The organism is Leptolyngbya sp. FACHB-541, from assembly GCF_014695875.1.
Classification (GTDB): Bacteria; Cyanobacteriota; Cyanobacteriia; order Elainellales; family Elainellaceae; genus JAAUTN01.
The window spans coordinates 1-15131 of sequence record NZ_JACJPC010000038.1 but is presented as its reverse complement, the minus strand read 5'-3'; the positions used below and the strand labels follow the sequence as shown (position 1 = coordinate 15131).

General features: G+C 47.1%; 22 protein-coding genes. 19 read left to right on the top strand and 3 right to left on the bottom strand.

What is annotated here, in order from left to right:
- Both H6G00_RS34970 and H6G00_RS06400 read right to left on the bottom strand, forming a co-directional pair.
- On the bottom strand, nucleotides 1-193 hold a 193-nt coding region (locus tag H6G00_RS34970), incomplete at its 3' end, for a hypothetical protein (protein ID WP_206757004.1).
- A gap of 117 nt (nucleotides 194-310) precedes the next feature.
- A complete protein-coding gene (locus H6G00_RS06400; protein WP_190796100.1) occupies nucleotides 311-949 on the bottom strand; it encodes an XRE family transcriptional regulator in 639 nt (212 codons plus the stop codon).
- Nucleotides 950-1266: 317 nt separating this feature from the next.
- On the opposite strand from H6G00_RS06400, the gene H6G00_RS06395 reads away from it, so the two are divergent.
- From H6G00_RS06395 to H6G00_RS06340, 12 genes are all read left to right on the top strand, one after another.
- A complete protein-coding gene (locus H6G00_RS06395; protein ID WP_190796099.1) occupies nucleotides 1267-1722 on the top strand; it encodes a globin family protein in 456 nt (151 codons plus the stop codon).
- A 40-nt stretch (nucleotides 1723-1762) separates the two neighbouring features.
- Nucleotides 1763-2467, top strand: a complete 705-nt coding sequence (locus tag H6G00_RS06390) for an MOSC domain-containing protein (RefSeq protein ID WP_190796098.1) — start codon at nucleotides 1763-1765, stop codon at nucleotides 2465-2467.
- Between the two features lie 74 nt (nucleotides 2468-2541).
- Nucleotides 2542-2790 carry a hexameric tyrosine-coordinated heme protein gene (locus H6G00_RS06385; protein ID WP_190678871.1) on the top strand — a complete coding sequence of 83 codons (249 nt, stop codon included), beginning with the start codon at nucleotides 2542-2544 and terminating at the stop codon, nucleotides 2788-2790.
- 1 nt (nucleotide 2791) lies between these two features.
- On the top strand, nucleotides 2792-3037 hold the full coding sequence (locus H6G00_RS06380; RefSeq protein ID WP_190678870.1) for a hypothetical protein: 246 nt from the start codon (nucleotides 2792-2794) through the stop codon (nucleotides 3035-3037).
- 4 nt (nucleotides 3038-3041) lie between these two features.
- Complete coding sequence (locus H6G00_RS06375) at nucleotides 3042-3677, top strand: hypothetical protein (RefSeq protein WP_190796097.1); 636 nt, start codon at nucleotides 3042-3044, stop codon at nucleotides 3675-3677.
- Nucleotides 3668-4207, top strand: a complete 540-nt coding sequence (gene tpx, locus H6G00_RS06370; RefSeq protein WP_190796096.1) for a thiol peroxidase — start codon at nucleotides 3668-3670, stop codon at nucleotides 4205-4207. The genes H6G00_RS06375 and tpx overlap by 10 nt, the downstream gene beginning before the upstream one ends.
- Nucleotides 4200-4913 carry a MarR family winged helix-turn-helix transcriptional regulator gene (locus H6G00_RS06365; protein ID WP_190796095.1) on the top strand — a complete coding sequence of 238 codons (714 nt, stop codon included), beginning with the start codon at nucleotides 4200-4202 and terminating at the stop codon, nucleotides 4911-4913. Before tpx ends, H6G00_RS06365 begins: the two co-directional genes overlap by 8 nt.
- 249 nt (nucleotides 4914-5162) lie before the next feature.
- A complete protein-coding gene (locus tag H6G00_RS06360) occupies nucleotides 5163-6056 on the top strand; it encodes an AraC family transcriptional regulator (protein WP_190796094.1) in 894 nt (297 codons plus the stop codon).
- A 95-nt stretch (nucleotides 6057-6151) separates the two neighbouring features.
- Nucleotides 6152-6325: a hypothetical protein gene (locus H6G00_RS06355; protein WP_190796093.1), complete on the top strand. Its 174-nt coding sequence runs from the start codon at nucleotides 6152-6154 to the stop codon at nucleotides 6323-6325.
- 27 nt (nucleotides 6326-6352) lie between these two features.
- Nucleotides 6353-6751: a hypothetical protein gene (locus tag H6G00_RS06350; RefSeq protein WP_190796092.1), complete on the top strand. Its 399-nt coding sequence runs from the start codon at nucleotides 6353-6355 to the stop codon at nucleotides 6749-6751.
- A 4-nt stretch (nucleotides 6752-6755) separates the two neighbouring features.
- Nucleotides 6756-7082, top strand: a complete 327-nt coding sequence (locus H6G00_RS06345; protein ID WP_190796091.1) for a YdhR family protein — start codon at nucleotides 6756-6758, stop codon at nucleotides 7080-7082.
- A gap of 44 nt (nucleotides 7083-7126) precedes the next feature.
- Nucleotides 7127-7906 (top strand): glucose 1-dehydrogenase, encoded by a 780-nt coding sequence (locus H6G00_RS06340; RefSeq protein ID WP_190796090.1) that lies wholly within the window; start codon nucleotides 7127-7129, stop codon nucleotides 7904-7906.
- Nucleotides 7907-8091: 185 nt separating this feature from the next.
- Here H6G00_RS06340 and H6G00_RS06335 read toward each other — a convergent pair whose 3' ends face one another.
- Nucleotides 8092-8979, bottom strand: coding sequence for an AraC family transcriptional regulator (locus H6G00_RS06335; protein WP_190796089.1), 888 nt, complete (start codon nucleotides 8977-8979; stop codon nucleotides 8092-8094).
- Between the two features lie 427 nt (nucleotides 8980-9406).
- On the opposite strand from H6G00_RS06335, the gene H6G00_RS06330 reads away from it, so the two are divergent.
- The 7 genes from H6G00_RS06330 to H6G00_RS06300 all read left to right on the top strand — a co-directional run bounded on the left by H6G00_RS06330 (nucleotide 9407) and on the right by H6G00_RS06300 (nucleotide 15037).
- Nucleotides 9407-9880, top strand: a complete 474-nt coding sequence (locus H6G00_RS06330) for a cupin domain-containing protein (protein ID WP_190796088.1) — start codon at nucleotides 9407-9409, stop codon at nucleotides 9878-9880.
- Nucleotides 9881-10137: 257 nt separating this feature from the next.
- Nucleotides 10138-10935, top strand: a complete 798-nt coding sequence (locus H6G00_RS06325) for a hypothetical protein (RefSeq protein ID WP_242042160.1) — start codon at nucleotides 10138-10140, stop codon at nucleotides 10933-10935.
- A gap of 99 nt (nucleotides 10936-11034) precedes the next feature.
- Nucleotides 11035-12051, top strand: coding sequence for a DUF4331 family protein (locus tag H6G00_RS06320; protein WP_190796087.1), 1017 nt, complete (start codon nucleotides 11035-11037; stop codon nucleotides 12049-12051).
- A gap of 47 nt (nucleotides 12052-12098) precedes the next feature.
- The gene (locus H6G00_RS06315) at nucleotides 12099-12788 is read left to right on the top strand and encodes an alternative oxidase (RefSeq protein ID WP_190796086.1); all 690 of its coding nucleotides are present in this window, start codon (nucleotides 12099-12101) and stop codon (nucleotides 12786-12788) included.
- Between the two features lie 139 nt (nucleotides 12789-12927).
- The gene (locus H6G00_RS06310; protein WP_199318347.1) at nucleotides 12928-13359 is read left to right on the top strand and encodes a hypothetical protein; all 432 of its coding nucleotides are present in this window, start codon (nucleotides 12928-12930) and stop codon (nucleotides 13357-13359) included.
- Nucleotides 13337-14047, top strand: coding sequence for an IS6 family transposase (locus H6G00_RS06305; RefSeq protein WP_190796085.1), 711 nt, complete (start codon nucleotides 13337-13339; stop codon nucleotides 14045-14047). The genes H6G00_RS06310 and H6G00_RS06305 overlap by 23 nt, the downstream gene beginning before the upstream one ends.
- A gap of 84 nt (nucleotides 14048-14131) precedes the next feature.
- A complete protein-coding gene (locus H6G00_RS06300) occupies nucleotides 14132-15037 on the top strand; it encodes a calcium-binding protein (protein WP_190796084.1) in 906 nt (301 codons plus the stop codon).
- Nucleotides 15038-15131 lie beyond the last annotated feature (94 nt).

Genomic DNA, 15131 nt, shown 5'->3' with positions numbered 1-15131 from the left:
GATCTGGGGCAAAAAATGCCGCCACTTGAACAAAGAATGAGTAGACATCGGAGGGGAAGAAGGCAAGGCCGAGCTTACCTACCTTACCATTGACCCGTTTTTGCGACACAACCTTTGTTCGTCCATCCAGGTCGAAATACTGCCCAGTTCCTCGAAGGGAACATGCTGCAAATAGTGAACTTTCATTTTTCACCCTCGCGACGGTTTAAGTTTAATTAGGCAATGTGAGCTTCAGGTAGCACCATCAGTCCAGGGCTACCGTTTCATTTTCTAGATTGAACAAGCGATCGACAGTCTGTGGTCGTCAACATTATTTTTCAGAGAGGTAACTTTTCAATAAAGAGTGTGTGGGCGTACAGGCAACGAGAAGAATCTCAGCATCTTGGTCTCCGATCGCAGAGAGATTGTGGGGGAGAAATGCATCAAAATGTGCCGCGTCACCAGGATTGAGCAAAAACTGCTCGTCTATTAGAGTCAGAATGAGTTGCCCGGAGAGAACATAGAGCCACTCTTCACCACTATGCTGATAATGCTGTTCTCCTTGTCGATTCACAGGCACGATCACTCGGAGTGGATGCAAATCAGCTAGATGATTCCTGCTAGCTAGAGAGGTGTAGAATAGCCCATTGCCCTCTTGAAGCGAACGATCGCCTGCACGAATCACGACCCCAGCAGAAGCTTGCTGCTTTGGAGCCGCTGGCTTTGGGTTCTCCGAAGTTGAGCCAAATAGGTCGGGTAGCGATACCCCATACACCCGTGCCAAGGTAAACAGAACTGCCAGTGAGGGCTGCCGTTCGCCACCTTCTAGGCGAGACAAGTAAGCCTCAGACACATCTGCCTGCTCACTCAGTTGGCTTAACGTCCAACCCCGTTCCGTTCTTAAAGCCCGTAACCGTTGCCCTAGTTTGGCTAATTCAGGCTTGAGTAGAGTCTCGATCGAACTTTCCATAAATTGCTCGTTAAGCAAGTTAGCTTAATTATATTGCCTAGCAGGCAACCTTGCTAGATTCTTCTCAATCGATCTGGTAGTAGATGGGCACTGTGAAGGTGATGTCTACTGCCTAAAATAGCCGACCTCCCTCAATTTACCAGCTTTCGTCAATTGAATTTTAAAGCTGAAAACTAACTTTGATGGAAAAGCACGTTGACAGCTAGGCAAGTATTGTTTTATTATTTAGGAGTCCTAAATAATTTAGATGTTAGCACAGGTATTGCCGCATGGTGTGTCAATCCTGGCAATTTAGAGGAAGGAGTAAACTCACAACAATGGCACTGAACATTGAACTATTGGAACAAAGCTTTGAGCAAGTTAAGGCACGTGAATCTGACTTCACCGCTTTGTTCTATTCCTATCTGTTCGCAGACTATCCAGAGACGAAACCACTGTTCGTTCACACCTCAATGGAGGAGCAGGGTAAGAAGCTATTTGCTTCGCTGGTACTGGTAATTAATAGCCTTCGCCAACCTGACGCTTTAAATAGCGCTCTTACAGGTTTAGGCACACGCCACGTTCAGTATGGCGTTTTGCCGGAACATTATCCAATGGTTGGCAACACCTTGTTGAAAACGCTGGCATCTTTTGTAGAAACTGCCTGGACACCGCAAACGCATCAAGCCTGGGCAGATGCTTACGACGCGATCGCTCAAATCATGCTGGAAGGTGCTGACTATACCCCTGCAGCACTCAAACTACAATCTAGTTCTTCAGGAGCAACTGCATGAGTGAGATTACATTTTGTTTGTGTTTTACCCAGAGGGATAAATGGTTGCCCAGATTCTTTCGATTCAAGTTGGACTGCCCAAATCGCTTGGTGTGACAGGTGCGCCAGCCCCAATGGATCGTCCTTGGTCTACAGGTTTCTTCAAGGAGCCGATTCAGGGAGAAGCCTGGCTCGGAAGCACTAATTTAGCTGGGGATGGTCAAGCCGATCTCAAACGTCATGGCGGTGTAGAAAAAGCGGTACTGGCGTATGCGGCTGAACACTATCCCTCTTGGCAAGCGCGTTTGGAGTTGCCCGACCTCTCCTACGGAGCGTTTGGAGAAAACTTTACGGTTGCTGATCAAACAGAATCATCCGTTTGCATTGGCGATATCTATGACATTGGTGAAGCTCAAGTTCAGGTGTCTCAACCCCGCCAGCCTTGCTGGAAACTATCGCGTCGCTGGGGAATTCAGGATCTTGCATTCCAAGTTCAGACGACTGGGCAGACCGGATGGTATTTTCGCGTATTGAAAGAAGGCATGGTGGAAGCGGGAATGAAACTGGTGTTGCGCGATCGCCCGTTTCCCCAATGGACGATCGCACGAGCTAACCAAATCATGCATCACGAATTAAACGATAGGGAAGCCTCGGCTGCATTGGCAAACTGTCCGTTGCTAGCGGTAAATTGGCAACGCACTTTGTCCAATCGAGCTGCTAAAAATGTCAATCCAGATCCGGTTCCACGGCTCTGGGGCGAGAACTGAGCCTGATCGCGCTAGGACGATTGCAAAAGAAATCCAATCGGCGCTCGCCTTTACAACTAACAGGAGAACAAACAATGGATACGATTGCACTGGTTCCTAACAACTCGTTGATTACCGAAACACCTGAGGAAGGACGGCAATTAGCTGTGAAACTGGCGCGACTGATTATCAAGCTGACTCAACCTGATGAAGAGAAGCGCAAGCAGCTACGAGATGTCTATGGTAACGAGGCCATGATGTTGATTGCCGTGGGACAAACCGTTGCCACTGAGTTTGCCACAATCGCCGCTGCTAACAATTATTGGAAAAATAGTGAGGTCTGAGATGAATGATTATTGTTTAGTAGACTGTGGTTTTCATGATCAGCTAGAAGCCCTCGCAACGCTACGGCAAACTTGTCAAATTTCCTATCGCACTGCAACTGAGGAAATCGTTGAAGTTCAGAGTCAGATTGTGGATGTCTATGCTGCGAACCAAGCCGATTTTTTGAAGCTCAAACATGGAACTGAGATTCGGCTCGATCGCCTGATCTCAGTCAACGGTAATCCGACTCGTTTTGCTCAGGAGTAGCATAATGGCAATCCAACTCAAGATCGATCGCGTCTTACAAGGTTCATTTGACCTCAAAGCGCTGAATCTTCTGTTTGTGTTTCAGGTGAATTGTCCCGGTTGTTTCATCTATGGGTTCCCACTCGTCAACAAGTTGTATTGGAAGTATCGTGAATCTGGATTAAATGTTCTGGGACTCTCAACTGCATTTGAGGATTTTGAGTACAACACTGCTATAAGTACAGAGTTGCTTTTGACTCAGAGGCAGACGGTTGGTGCGACTCGGCAAGCCCTCGGAGAGAATTACGCTCAAGCAATTGATTTTCCCATTGCGATCGATCAACTCACCACAGGTACAGCACTTGCAACATCTGCGAACATCGATCTGGTGTGTGAGGCGATCGCTGGTTTCGGTAATTCCTCCCGCCCCGAACAAGAAGCGTTGCGTCAAAAAGTGAAGGCTTACCTGCAAAAGAGTGTTCAAACATCAGCAACCTTTACGCTGAATCATCTACCAGGAACACCGACCTTTCTTCTAGTTGATCAAAACCTGCAATTACTGGATGGATGGTTTGGACATACGCCTGAAGCAGATGTGATTCAACGAATTGAGAAACACATCAACACTCGCAATCAAGTGACCCAGGAACTATGCAAGTAACCTTTCATGGGCAACCGATGCGATTGATTGGATTGCCGATGAAGGTTGGCACTCGTGCCCGTGATGTGCGGGTGATTGGCAATGACCTGTTACCCGTGCTGCCACTGGCGCGATCGCGAGGAAAAGTCCGTCTGTTCGTTACGGTTCCTTCTTTGGATATGCCAGTCTGTAGTGCTGCGATCCATAAGTTCAGCCAATTTCTAAACTCAATGAATCAGGATTTAACTGAATTTGTTGAAGTTTTTCTCATCTCCGCCGACCTTCCTTTTGCTCAATCTCGTTGGCAGGCGATCGAGAAAGTTACCAATATCACCATGCTTTCGGATCATCGCGATCTAGACTTTGCCCGCAGTTGGGGACTGCTCATTCAGGATCTAGGATTACTAGCAAGCGCTGTTTATGTCGTAGATTCTACAGGCATTGTTACCTATCAAGAAATTGTCGCTGAACTGATGGCTGAACCTGACTATGACGTTGCTTTTGCAGTGCTTTCTGCAGAAATTGCCACATTGAAAGGTATCCATGAATAACTCTCAGCCCGATCGCGCAGAATCAGCCCTTCCCGCCGAACAGCCGAATGCGGATATCATTGCTAATCCCTTTGATGCCTCAACTGCGATCGAGCAACATATCTTGATTGGCTTGGAGAAAATTGGGCTAGCGCTAAGAAGTCAATCTTGGCAGGATGCCGGACAGCAAGGGTTAACGCCGACTCAAGGGCAAATCCTAGCGCTTTTGATTGACAAGGGCAAAGCTGGAATGCGGTTGACTGAAGTGTCAAAAAATTTGGCAGTCACGGCTGCGACGGCCAGTGATGCGGTCACGTCGCTAGTCGAGAAAGGGTTAGTGCAGAAAACCCGATCGCCAGCCGATGGACGAGCGATCGCGATTACACTGACCACTCAAGGACAACAAGCCGCCGCCCAAACCACATCCTGGTCTAATTTTCTGTTGAATACAGTAGATGAACTATCGGAGGAGGAACAAGTCATCTTCCTGCGAGGACTGATTAAGATGATTCGCAAGCTTCAGGAACAAGGGCAAGTTTCAGTGGCAAAAATGTGTGTCACTTGTCAATTCTTTCAGCCCAACCGATATCCCGATTCGGAACGTCCGCATCATTGTGCGTTGGTCAATGCAGCCTTTGGCGATCGTCATCTTCGCCTCAACTGTGCCGAACATGTTGCAGCCGATCCTGAAACCGCTAAACAAAATTGGAACCTTTACGTTTCGTAGTTTTCTCATTTTCGAGAGGTTTTAGCTAATTCGCAAAAATTCCCTGATGCCTCTTATCGGCAGTTGTCTCTTTCGTTGCTCAATCTCTCGGCGAAATAGGGAATGATACCCAAGCAAGTTTGCTAATACCATAAGAATCTGATAAATCGTCGTAAGAATCTGAAAGAAGTTCAGCATTCAAACCTATACACTTTCGACTGGATGAGGTGTTGGGTCAAATCAACAAATTGAGTTCTAAGGACAAGGTTTATGACTAGCAACCTGATTAGCTCGATCGAACTCAGCCAACAGTTAAATAAAATAAATAAAACGCTGATGTTCTCCAGTCGGCAGATGAACTGGAATGGCATTTTGGTTGAGCAGTGTCAAATTCCTGCTTCAGCTTTTGAAATAGAACTTTCTGCCCTCTCGGATCATTGGCTCAACTTACACGTAGGGTACCCCACCCCTCTAATTCAGAAACGAGACAATCGCCTGCATGAATCAATCCTTCACGAAGGGGACAGTTTCTTGGTTCCGGCTGGACAACCGAGCTACTGGTGTCGGGGCGGAGGTGTCATTTGTGCTCCACTGCACGTTTGCTTAAAACCGGGGTTGGTCGAACAAGTCGCTGAAGCATCCGAAATTGATACAGGGCGACTCGACCTTGTGAATTGCTTCGGTCAACAAGACTTGCAGCTTCAGCATATCGCCATGCTGCTCTTGTCTGAATTAAAGTCAGGCGGCATGATGGGTCGATTGTATGTCGAATCATTGACCCACGTGTTAGTGATTCATTTGCTGCGACATTACTCTGAGGTTGCACAGGCCATTACATCTGGGAACAGAAGCTTAACTCGTACCCAATTGCAGCAAGCCATTGACTATATTCACACTCATCTGAATCGAGATTTATCCCTGGCTGAACTGGCAAACGTCATCAATATCAGCCCCACTTACTTTGCTAATTTGTTCAAACAAGCTACGGGGATTTCCCCATATCAGTATGTGATTCGACAGCGGGTGGAACGGGCAAAAGTGATGCTGTCGAAAACGAATTTGGCGATCGCAGACATTGCTTTACAAGTCGGCTTCTCCAGTCAAAGCCACTTAACACAACACTTTAAGCGATTCACGGGAATGACACCCAAGCAAGTTCGCTAACCCCATAAGAATCTGATAAAGCATTGTAAGAATCTGACCTAAGTTAAGCATTGGAACCTTAGTACACTTCAGATAGGTTAAGCAAAGAGCATTTAATGCAGCCAGTATCGGGTAAAGAGCAACATACAAGTACTCAGCTTCTGTTGTTTATTACCAATACTTTTTGCGAAGAGGAGACTATTCTCAATCAGGTTTTGCAACACAACGATGAACTGCTCAAGATTTGGAATAACGACTTAAACCAAACAACAGAGCGTTCACATCACTAACTCTCTGAACAACTGAGGGCTTGAACTATGTTAACCACAACCCAAACTATTGAATTTTGCTCTACAGACTTCGACAAAGAAGTTGTTCATTTGCTTAATTATGCAAGAACTAAGCTACTGACCCAGATGCCACGACAGCTAAAAATGACATCCTACCTGCGACTCTGTTGCCTCGCCATTCGCAAACTGCGCCAGGAGCCGAGATTAGTAGGCAAGCTTGGACTAAACGAGGCATTTGACGATTCCTATTCGCATTTACTGCAAGCCCTTTGTAATCATAATCCTGAATGGTGGAGGCATTGCTGGAGCAGCGATCGCGGCATTCTTAAATCTGATGATCCAACGATCGACAACCTACTACAACCGCTAGAGTATTTCGTCGAAACCTACACTTGCAAGTCCTCAAGCAATCAAAAGCTATCTTAAACTCATGATTACTGCATTAGTTCAATTTAACCTGTCCACTCCCCTAACTGGTAACGAGGTTAAAGAAGACTTTTCCAATCTTGCGCCTAGGCTCCGTGAAGTACCGGGCTTGATCCGGAAATACTTCTTGCTATCCGAAGATGGCAGGACGGCTGGGGGCGTTTACCTATGGGAATCTAAAGCGGCTGCGGAACGCCTCTACACCGATGACTTTAAAGAATCCATTGTTGAGCGATATGGCTCTGAACCATCGGTAACTTACTTCGAGAGTCCGGTAGTGGTTGATAACCTAGTGGGCGAAATTATCAAAACTGTCACAATGAGCAACTGAACAGCACTCTCTCCAGGATTTTTCAACAACAAAAGGAGAAAACGATGAAACTTGAAAATAAAGTGGCTTTGATTACGGGAGCAACTTCGGGAATTGGCAAGGCAACCGCCAAAGCATTCGGTGTTGCAGGAGCTAAGGTGGTTTTCTCAGGACGACGCGAACCAGAAGGTAAAGCAACGGAAGCTCAGCTACGAGATGCTGGCATTGACTGCTTATTTGTGCGATCGGATGTCTCGAACGAAGCCGAGATAAAAGCGCTTGTGCAAACCACCGTCGAGAAGTTTGGGAAACTCGACTTTGCCTTTAATAACGCGAGCATAGAGGTACTTCCAAAACCTCTGCACGAGCAATCGATCGAAGACTTTGACAAACTGATGGCGATCAATACACGGGGGCTGTTCTTGTGCATGAAATATGAAATTCAGCAAATGCTGACTCAAGGAGCCGGGGCGAACGACTCTCGTAGCGCTTACTCTATCGTCAATACCTCCTCGTTAGCAGGGTTGATTGCGTTTCCATGGGCATCTCCATATGCCGCGAGTAAACATGCCGTCATGGGACTGACACGAGCGGCAGCGTTAGACTATGCGAAGCAGGGCATTCGGATTAATGCGGTTACCCCCGGTGCTACTGCGACTGAGATGCTTGATCGTAGCCTTGATCGGATGGGTATCACGGCTGATGATTTTGCATCTACGATTCCGATGGGGCGTATAGGACAGGTAGAAGAAATTGCTCAAGCCGTCGTTTTTCTTTGCTCTGATGCTGCCAGCTACATCACTGGACAACCCTTAGTGATCGATGGCGGATTTACAGTAACCTGACCGAAACGTTCGCAACGTGGAGGCTAACTGCTTCTAAAAAAATAACTGAGCTTCAAGTAAGCGATGTGTCCTACATCTCTCGTCCTAGAGAGGTTGCTAATCTGATTATTGAAGTAGCGTCAAACTGCATTTTTGTGCTGCTTCAATCAGGTCGTCTTACAACGATTTATCAGATTCTTAGGGTGTTAGCGAACTTGCTTGGGTGTCATTCCCGTGAATCGCTTAAAGTGCTGTGTTAAGTGGCTTTGACTGGAGAAACCCACTTGTAAGGCAATGTCTGCGATCGCCAAATTCGTTTTCGTTAGCATCACTCTCGCCCGTTCCACTCGCTGTCGAATCACATACTGATAGGGTGAAATCCCCGTAGCTTGTTTGAACAAACTGGCGAAGTAAGTGGGGCTGATATTGATGACACTTGCCAGTTCAGCTAATGACAAATCTCGATTCAGGTGAGTGTGAATATAATCGATCGCTTGCTGCAATTGGGTACGAGTTAAGCTTCTGTTTTCAGATGTAATGACTTGTGCAATCTCAGAGTAATGTCGCAGCAGATGAATGACCAGGACTTGAGTTAATGATTCAACATATAATCGTCCCATGATGCCACCTAACTGTAATTCAGCTAAAAGCAGCATTGCGACATGATGAAGCTGTAAGTCTTGCTTACCGAAACAGTTCACGAGGTTAATCCGCCCTGTATCAATTTCGGATGCTTCAGCGACTTGTTCGATCAACTCCGGTTTCAGGCAAATGTGCAGTGGGCAGCAAATATTACCTTCGTGTCGACGCCAATAGCTCGGTTGTCCAGCAGGAACAAAGATACTGTCCCCCTTTTGAACAATTGATTCATGCAGGCGATCGTCACGTTTCTGGATTAAAGGGGCAGGACGCCCCAAGGACAAGTTAAGCCAATGAGATGAAATGGCGGGAAGTTCCATTTCAAAGGATGACGTTGAAGAACATTGGCATTGCTCAACCAAAATCCCATTCCAGCCCAGTTGCCGACTGGATAACACCGGAAGTTTATTCAACCGTTGACCGAGTTCGAGCGGACTAACAAGGTTCCCTGCCATAGCTTTTGTTCTCAGCTCAACTTGTTAATTTAGCTCAACACTTTTCATAGATTAACGTGTAAGTTCTACTCAAGTGGTAAACGACAGAGTTTTTTCACAACCGTTTAAGCGACTCACGGGAATGACACCCAAGCAAGTTCGCTAACCTCATAAGAATCTGATAAATCGTTGTAAGAACCTGAAAGAAGTTGAGCGGTTGAACTCAGTACACTTCAGGTAGATAAAACAAAGAGAATCTAAGACAGCCAGCATCAGACAGAGAAGAGCATATTAGCGTTCAAGCTTTTGCTGCTTGTCATCAATTTTCGGTTTGAGACTTCTATCCCCAATACCGTTTTACAACACAACCGTAAATCACTCTGAGTTGGAAATTCGGAACGGCTTAGAACCCAACGACTTAACTCTCTAACGAACAGGAGAAATTACAATGACTACTCCTCATGAACTGTTAATGAAGCCAAGTCAAGGAACTTCCTTCTCAATTGTGGGAGATATTGTCACCCTCAAGGCAGTGAGCGAAGACACCAATGGACAATACACCCTCTTTGAGTTGCGAGTTGATCCTGAAATTGGACCGCCGCCGCATATTCACCATCGTGAAGGTGAAGCATTCTACATCCAGGAGGGCGAACTGGAGTTTCACCTCGGCAACCAAACCGTGATTGCCACCCCTGGAACCTTTTTCTATTCACCGAAGGGACATTTGCATACCTTTAAGAACATCACTAACCAACGCGCCAAGATGTTAGTCTGGTGTATGCCCGCGGGAATTGAAGAATTCTTTGCCGAAGTGGGGGTTCCAGTAGATGACCCAGACGAACCATCCCGCCCAGCAACTCCTGAAGCGATCGAGCGAGTTTTGGCAGCAGCACCGAAGTACGGCATCGAATTCTTAGCATGAATACTATGTTAGTGATTCAATTGCGTCGCTTGTTCTAAAGACGGCAAGGCTACACGTAGCCTACGGTTAATTACACCTAGCTACCTATGTCTTCTTCTGCTTGAAAACCTTCTTACTGCCCTTCTACGCTGCTTGGCTGGGCATTAAGCGTGTTCAGAATTTTCTCAATCCTGCCTTGAATGGAAAGCAGGCGAATCGCGTTTTTCTATCTCTTTGCTCAATTCTCAGTCACTATTTCTAAGCAACAGGAGTCTGCTATGAGCCGTTTTCTTACTGCCTTATTTGGCATTGGTTTAACTCTCGTTTTGGGAATTTTATATCCTACGCTTAAACTGAATGCTCACCCAATATCTCAGTCTGTTTCAACCCCGATCGCCCAATCGCCATCTGCCATTACTCCAACCGCTAAATCATCTGATTTGGAAATAGAAGGTACGAATGTGCATTATCTCAGGGATATGGATCTGCTTGTCTTTGAACAAACCGTCATAGGAACGGCGGGTGGAACCGTACCACAACCCAAAGGGGGCACAGACGGAGCACCCGTACTGGCATACGTGTTTCCAACCACTTTGGAAGCAGAAGATGTCGGCTTTAGCTCAACTGAAGGAATTGTGGCATTAGCAGCCACTTCCCATCCGGACTTCGATGACACCCCATTGTGGGATGAGAACAACAACTTGAACTATACCGATGATGGCGTTGTTTATCACAGTCATTGGGTCGTACTCACTGAAGACGATCGTGTACCGGGTGGACTATCCGTCAAACAGTTCAGCCCAACAGACTCAAATATTGTGATGCCACCGACCCATCCAGATATGCCGATGTATTTTGATTCTCCTGGATTTCCAGTGATGTTAAACGGCAACACCCTCAAGATTTTAGTTCCAGCCTCGCGGATTGCCTCTAAAACAGACTTCAAATTTGATGGAGTGGCTGCCTACCTGCAAGTGAACGCTACAAACAATGCTCTGCCGATGCTGGGCGTGTACCAGGTGTACAGCGTTAATTCAGGAGACTTAAGCCTTCCTTACAATGTGCAACCTCAGTAATGGAATCAAATGTCTCTCAATGTCGAACTTCTAAAAACGAGTTTTGCCCAAGTTGCAGAACAACGCTCACCGAAACATGAACAAAGGAGTACATAATTTATGTCACACCATCTCGATTCCCCCACTGCCAAGGAAGATGGACGAGTAGACATTACCGATGTCTATGTCTTCGCAGGCGAATCCACAGACACCACCGTTTTAATCATGGCGGTTAATCCCTTGGCAGGTGAAGTATCACCGACTACCTTTCGAGCAGGTGCGCTCTATGATTTCAAAATCGATACCAATGCTGACGTGATCGAAGACCTTGATTACCGTGTCATTTTTGGAGAGCCTGACTCCAACGGCATTCAGCGGATCGAGTTGCGTCGATTGGAGGGCAGTGCCGCCACCAAATACAGCCGTGATGGCGAACTCATTGCAGCAGGCAATACGGGCGAGATCACTCCGATCGATCACGGAGGACGACTTTGGGCAGGGCTAGTCGCTGATCCCTTCTTCTTCAATTTGGGAGGGTTTGGGCAATTCGCCAAGCTGATTCTAGAAGAGAATCGGTTCGACCCCAGCGTGTTTGATACGGCTGAAAACGTTTTGGCAGGGCATAATGTGACCGCGATCGTCTTAGAACTGCCCAACGCAGCTCTCAGTGCTGAAACGATGCAGCTTTGGGGAACCACAACCATTCAGCACGAAGGCAAGTGGAAGACCATCAACCGAGCGGCGGTGCCTCTGGTTCAGCAAGTGTTCATTCAAGACGAGCATCTGAAGGATGCCTATAACAAATCTCTGCCACACGAGGATGTTGCCAAATACGGGGAGGCGATCGCCGCATTTACCGCAAAGGTCACTCACCTCGCGGGCACGACGACTGATCCTCAAGCTTACGGACAGCAGGTCGTACAGTTTCTCCTTCCTGATGTGCTCACTTACAATCCGCAGTTACCGACTAGCTATGGGTTCGCTGGCAGAAATGGGCGAGCACTGGCAGATGATACAGCCGACGTGATTTTAAGCCTGCTGGCAAATACCCCCTTCTCAGATCGAGTGGGTAAGCCCGATGGTTTGCGACCCCAGTTTCCCTACTTGGCAGAGCCAAACTCAATCCAACCCAAATGATTGACGCAGCAGATTTCTAATCGTGTTCTACGTTGAGCGTATGCATTATGAAGATTTTAATTCGAGCCATTGTCAGTTTTTTCGTCTTCGTTGTCGATGTTGTGTATGGCAACCGCCCCTACCCTCGGTTTTACGTGCTGGAGACGATCGCCCGCGTTCCTTATTTTTCCTACCTCTCGGTGCTGCATCTTTATGAAACGCTAGGCTCTTGGCGTAAAGCAGACTTGCTAAAAGTTCACTTTGCTGAAACCTGGAACGAACTGCATCATCTGTTAATTATGGAATCGCTGGGCGGGAATCAGCACTGGTTCGATCGCTTCGTCGCGCATCTAATTGGAGTGGCATACTACTGGGTGGCAGTCGTACTGTACATGTTGTCACCTGGGTTTGCTTACTACCTAATGGAGTTAATTGAGAATCATGCCTATCACACCTATGACAACTACTTGAGAACGCATGAAGCGGAATTGAAAACTCAATCAGCTCCCCAAGTGGCGATCGATTACTATCGTGATGGCGACCTCTACATGTTTGAGGAATTTCAAACCACACCAGATCATGAATTTCGCCGTCCCAAAGTAGACAATCTCTATGATGTGTTTGTCAACATTCGTGATGATGAATGCGAACATGTGAAAACAATGACAGCACTTCAGATACCAGAGGCACGGCTGACCCTCAAAAGCCCTCATACGGTTTTTGTTGCAGCCAAAGTTTTGCCAGCTGAAGAAGTTTGATGATAGCGTTATCTTGAGCAAACAGTTCTACATGATTTGAACTGATTCTTGCTTGCAGCCTGGTTTACAAGCTAGTTCAAAGAAATGACTGAAAGAAATTGTCACGCTAAAGGTAGTTTAAAGTGATAGAGGTAGTGGTATGGTTCTCACAAAAACAAAGACAACTGCATCTCAAGTAGAAATACTCGCCAAACTCTACTTGGAAGGTAAGCCAGCCGAGATTTCTGATGAAACTATCGCTCAACTCTGTGATTGGCTCATGGATGAGTTCCATCAATTGCCCCTAAATCTGCAATTCTCAGATTACATGCGTTACGCCGACGTGAAAGAGCTATTTGCGGATATTGAGCAAGGTCATCTCTGGGTCTCTGCTGATAGTTACGATTCTTCTGTATATCCCAATCCAATCTACGGATTTATCTTTCAAGGAATGCACGACTACGACCACTACTTGACGGACAGTGACTTCAGCCTAGAAGGAGAGGTTATGTCGCAAAAACTGGTGAGTGGTAAGGTAAATAGACCTAACCTTGCCTTCTCCTCCTCTTATGTCTACTGCTTCTGTGTTTAAGTGGCGGCACTTTCTGCCCGAAATCATCCTGTTGAATGTGCGATGGTACTGCCGTTATTCCCTCAGCTACCGAGACCTAGAGGAGATGATGCAGGAACGGGGGGTAGAGGTGGATCATTCCACAATCAACCGATGGGTGCTGCAGTATGCCCCGAAATTGGACAAACGCATTCGACCTCACCTCAAGCCGACGAATGATTCCTGGAGGGTGGACGAAACTTATATTAAAGTCAGGGGAGCGTGGAAGTATCTGTATCGCGCTGTCGATTCGGAGGGTAGTACCCTCGACTTTATGCTGAGCGCCAAGCGAGATGCGAAAGCTGCCGCCCGATTCTTTCGCAAAGTACTCAAAGGTCAGCATACCCAAGCGCCACGGGTCATTACCGTGGATAAGAATGCTGCTTACCCAGGGGCAATGGATGCTCTCAAAGCGGATGAGGTGATTGATCCAGAGACGAAACTGAGACAGAGCAAATATTTAAATAACATCGTTGAGCAGGATCATCGAAACATCAAGTGCATTGTGAAGCCGATGATGGGGTTCAAGTCGTTTAATAGTGCAAGAAAGACTCTGAGTGGAATTGAAGCGATGAATATGATCCGCAAAGGACAAGTGAATGGAATTGATCAGGGGGATAGTGTCTCTCAAGTGAAGTTTATTGATGCGCTCTTTGGAATTGCTGCTTAAGGGAATGTAAACGATACCGATCGTTTGTTCTTAATAAGTTTTTGCGACACAACCGAAATAGTTGCCTCAAAGCTTTTAGGTACGTTGGATAACGACCTGCTTGTCGATACCCCCGGAGACACTATCATTGATGCACTAGCTAGCAATGATGCTATTGTCGGTCAGTTTGGTGATGGTAACGACACGATTGATGCGGGAGACGGAGATGATATTGCCATAGGCGGTGGCGGTGGCGATCGGATCTCGGGTGGAGCCGGAACAGATTTTCTTCGGGGTGTAGCTGAAAACGATATTCTCGATGGGGGAACCGAAACAGATACCCTGATTGGCGAAGCGGGGGACGATACCATCAACGGTGGCGATGGCAATGATTTCATATTTGGCGAGAACCTCGGTGATGGCTTCGTTTTTGGAGGGGCAGACAGCAAGAATCGCCTTGACGGAGGCGCAGGGGATGACTCAATTGTCGGTGGAGATGGGACTGACCTAATTTTTGGGGAGAATGGCAAAGACCTCGTGTTTGCTGCTGCTGGAAATGACACCGTGTATGGCGGGGCAGACAATGACTCGATCTTTGGAGTCGTCGGAGACGATCAGCTCTACGGCGATGATGGCGACGATGTTATCGATGGAGGAGACGGAAACGACCAGATCTTTAGCGGCACGGGTAACGACACGTTATTTGGAGTGACCATTGCTCCAGCAAACCTTGGTAAGGGTGAGATTGATGCTCTAACGGGCAACGAAGGCAGCGACACATTTGTGCTCGGAGGTATCCTCCGCAATGGTACAAGAGCCGTGCTGTACGACGACGGAGATGCAGCTACGGCGGGAATCAGTGACTATAGTCTGATCGCTGACTTTAGTACTGGTGATAGTACTGTGGACAACGATATCATCCAGCTTGCCGGTTCAGCCGAGAACTATTCGCTGGGTGATGCTCCTGCAGGACTGCCCGCTGGTACAGGTATCCCTCTTTCATCACTCTAGGCGGAGGAAAATCGATGAGGCACAGGATGAGGAAGCCATCCTGAGAACTGGTTAATGCACTGGATTAATCTCACAAAGCCAGAGTGTAAACCAG

What these genes read in the sequence shown, in the direction of transcription:
- H6G00_RS06400 (WP_190796100.1), bottom strand. Translation starts at nt 949, where the DNA reads ATGGAAAGTTCGATCGAGACTCTACTCAAGCCTGAATTAGCCAAACTA.
- H6G00_RS06395 (WP_190796099.1), top strand. Translation starts at nt 1,267, where the DNA reads ATGGCACTGAACATTGAACTATTGGAACAAAGCTTTGAGCAAGTTAAG.
- H6G00_RS06390 (WP_190796098.1), top strand. Translation starts at nt 1,763, where the DNA reads ATGGTTGCCCAGATTCTTTCGATTCAAGTTGGACTGCCCAAATCGCTT.
- H6G00_RS06385 (WP_190678871.1), top strand. Translation starts at nt 2,542, where the DNA reads ATGGATACGATTGCACTGGTTCCTAACAACTCGTTGATTACCGAAACA.
- H6G00_RS06380 (WP_190678870.1), top strand. Translation starts at nt 2,792, where the DNA reads ATGAATGATTATTGTTTAGTAGACTGTGGTTTTCATGATCAGCTAGAA.
- H6G00_RS06375 (WP_190796097.1), top strand. Translation starts at nt 3,042, where the DNA reads ATGGCAATCCAACTCAAGATCGATCGCGTCTTACAAGGTTCATTTGAC.
- tpx (WP_190796096.1), top strand. Translation starts at nt 3,668, where the DNA reads ATGCAAGTAACCTTTCATGGGCAACCGATGCGATTGATTGGATTGCCG.
- H6G00_RS06365 (WP_190796095.1), top strand. Translation starts at nt 4,200, where the DNA reads ATGAATAACTCTCAGCCCGATCGCGCAGAATCAGCCCTTCCCGCCGAA.
- H6G00_RS06360 (WP_190796094.1), top strand. Translation starts at nt 5,163, where the DNA reads ATGACTAGCAACCTGATTAGCTCGATCGAACTCAGCCAACAGTTAAAT.
- H6G00_RS06355 (WP_190796093.1), top strand. Translation starts at nt 6,152, where the DNA reads ATGCAGCCAGTATCGGGTAAAGAGCAACATACAAGTACTCAGCTTCTG.
- H6G00_RS06350 (WP_190796092.1), top strand. Translation starts at nt 6,353, where the DNA reads ATGTTAACCACAACCCAAACTATTGAATTTTGCTCTACAGACTTCGAC.
- H6G00_RS06345 (WP_190796091.1), top strand. Translation starts at nt 6,756, where the DNA reads ATGATTACTGCATTAGTTCAATTTAACCTGTCCACTCCCCTAACTGGT.
- H6G00_RS06340 (WP_190796090.1), top strand. Translation starts at nt 7,127, where the DNA reads ATGAAACTTGAAAATAAAGTGGCTTTGATTACGGGAGCAACTTCGGGA.
- H6G00_RS06335 (WP_190796089.1), bottom strand. Translation starts at nt 8,979, where the DNA reads ATGGCAGGGAACCTTGTTAGTCCGCTCGAACTCGGTCAACGGTTGAAT.
- H6G00_RS06330 (WP_190796088.1), top strand. Translation starts at nt 9,407, where the DNA reads ATGACTACTCCTCATGAACTGTTAATGAAGCCAAGTCAAGGAACTTCC.
- H6G00_RS06325 (WP_242042160.1), top strand. Translation starts at nt 10,138, where the DNA reads ATGAGCCGTTTTCTTACTGCCTTATTTGGCATTGGTTTAACTCTCGTT.
- H6G00_RS06320 (WP_190796087.1), top strand. Translation starts at nt 11,035, where the DNA reads ATGTCACACCATCTCGATTCCCCCACTGCCAAGGAAGATGGACGAGTA.
- H6G00_RS06315 (WP_190796086.1), top strand. Translation starts at nt 12,099, where the DNA reads ATGAAGATTTTAATTCGAGCCATTGTCAGTTTTTTCGTCTTCGTTGTC.
- H6G00_RS06310 (WP_199318347.1), top strand. Translation starts at nt 12,928, where the DNA reads ATGGTTCTCACAAAAACAAAGACAACTGCATCTCAAGTAGAAATACTC.
- H6G00_RS06305 (WP_190796085.1), top strand. Translation starts at nt 13,337, where the DNA reads ATGTCTACTGCTTCTGTGTTTAAGTGGCGGCACTTTCTGCCCGAAATC.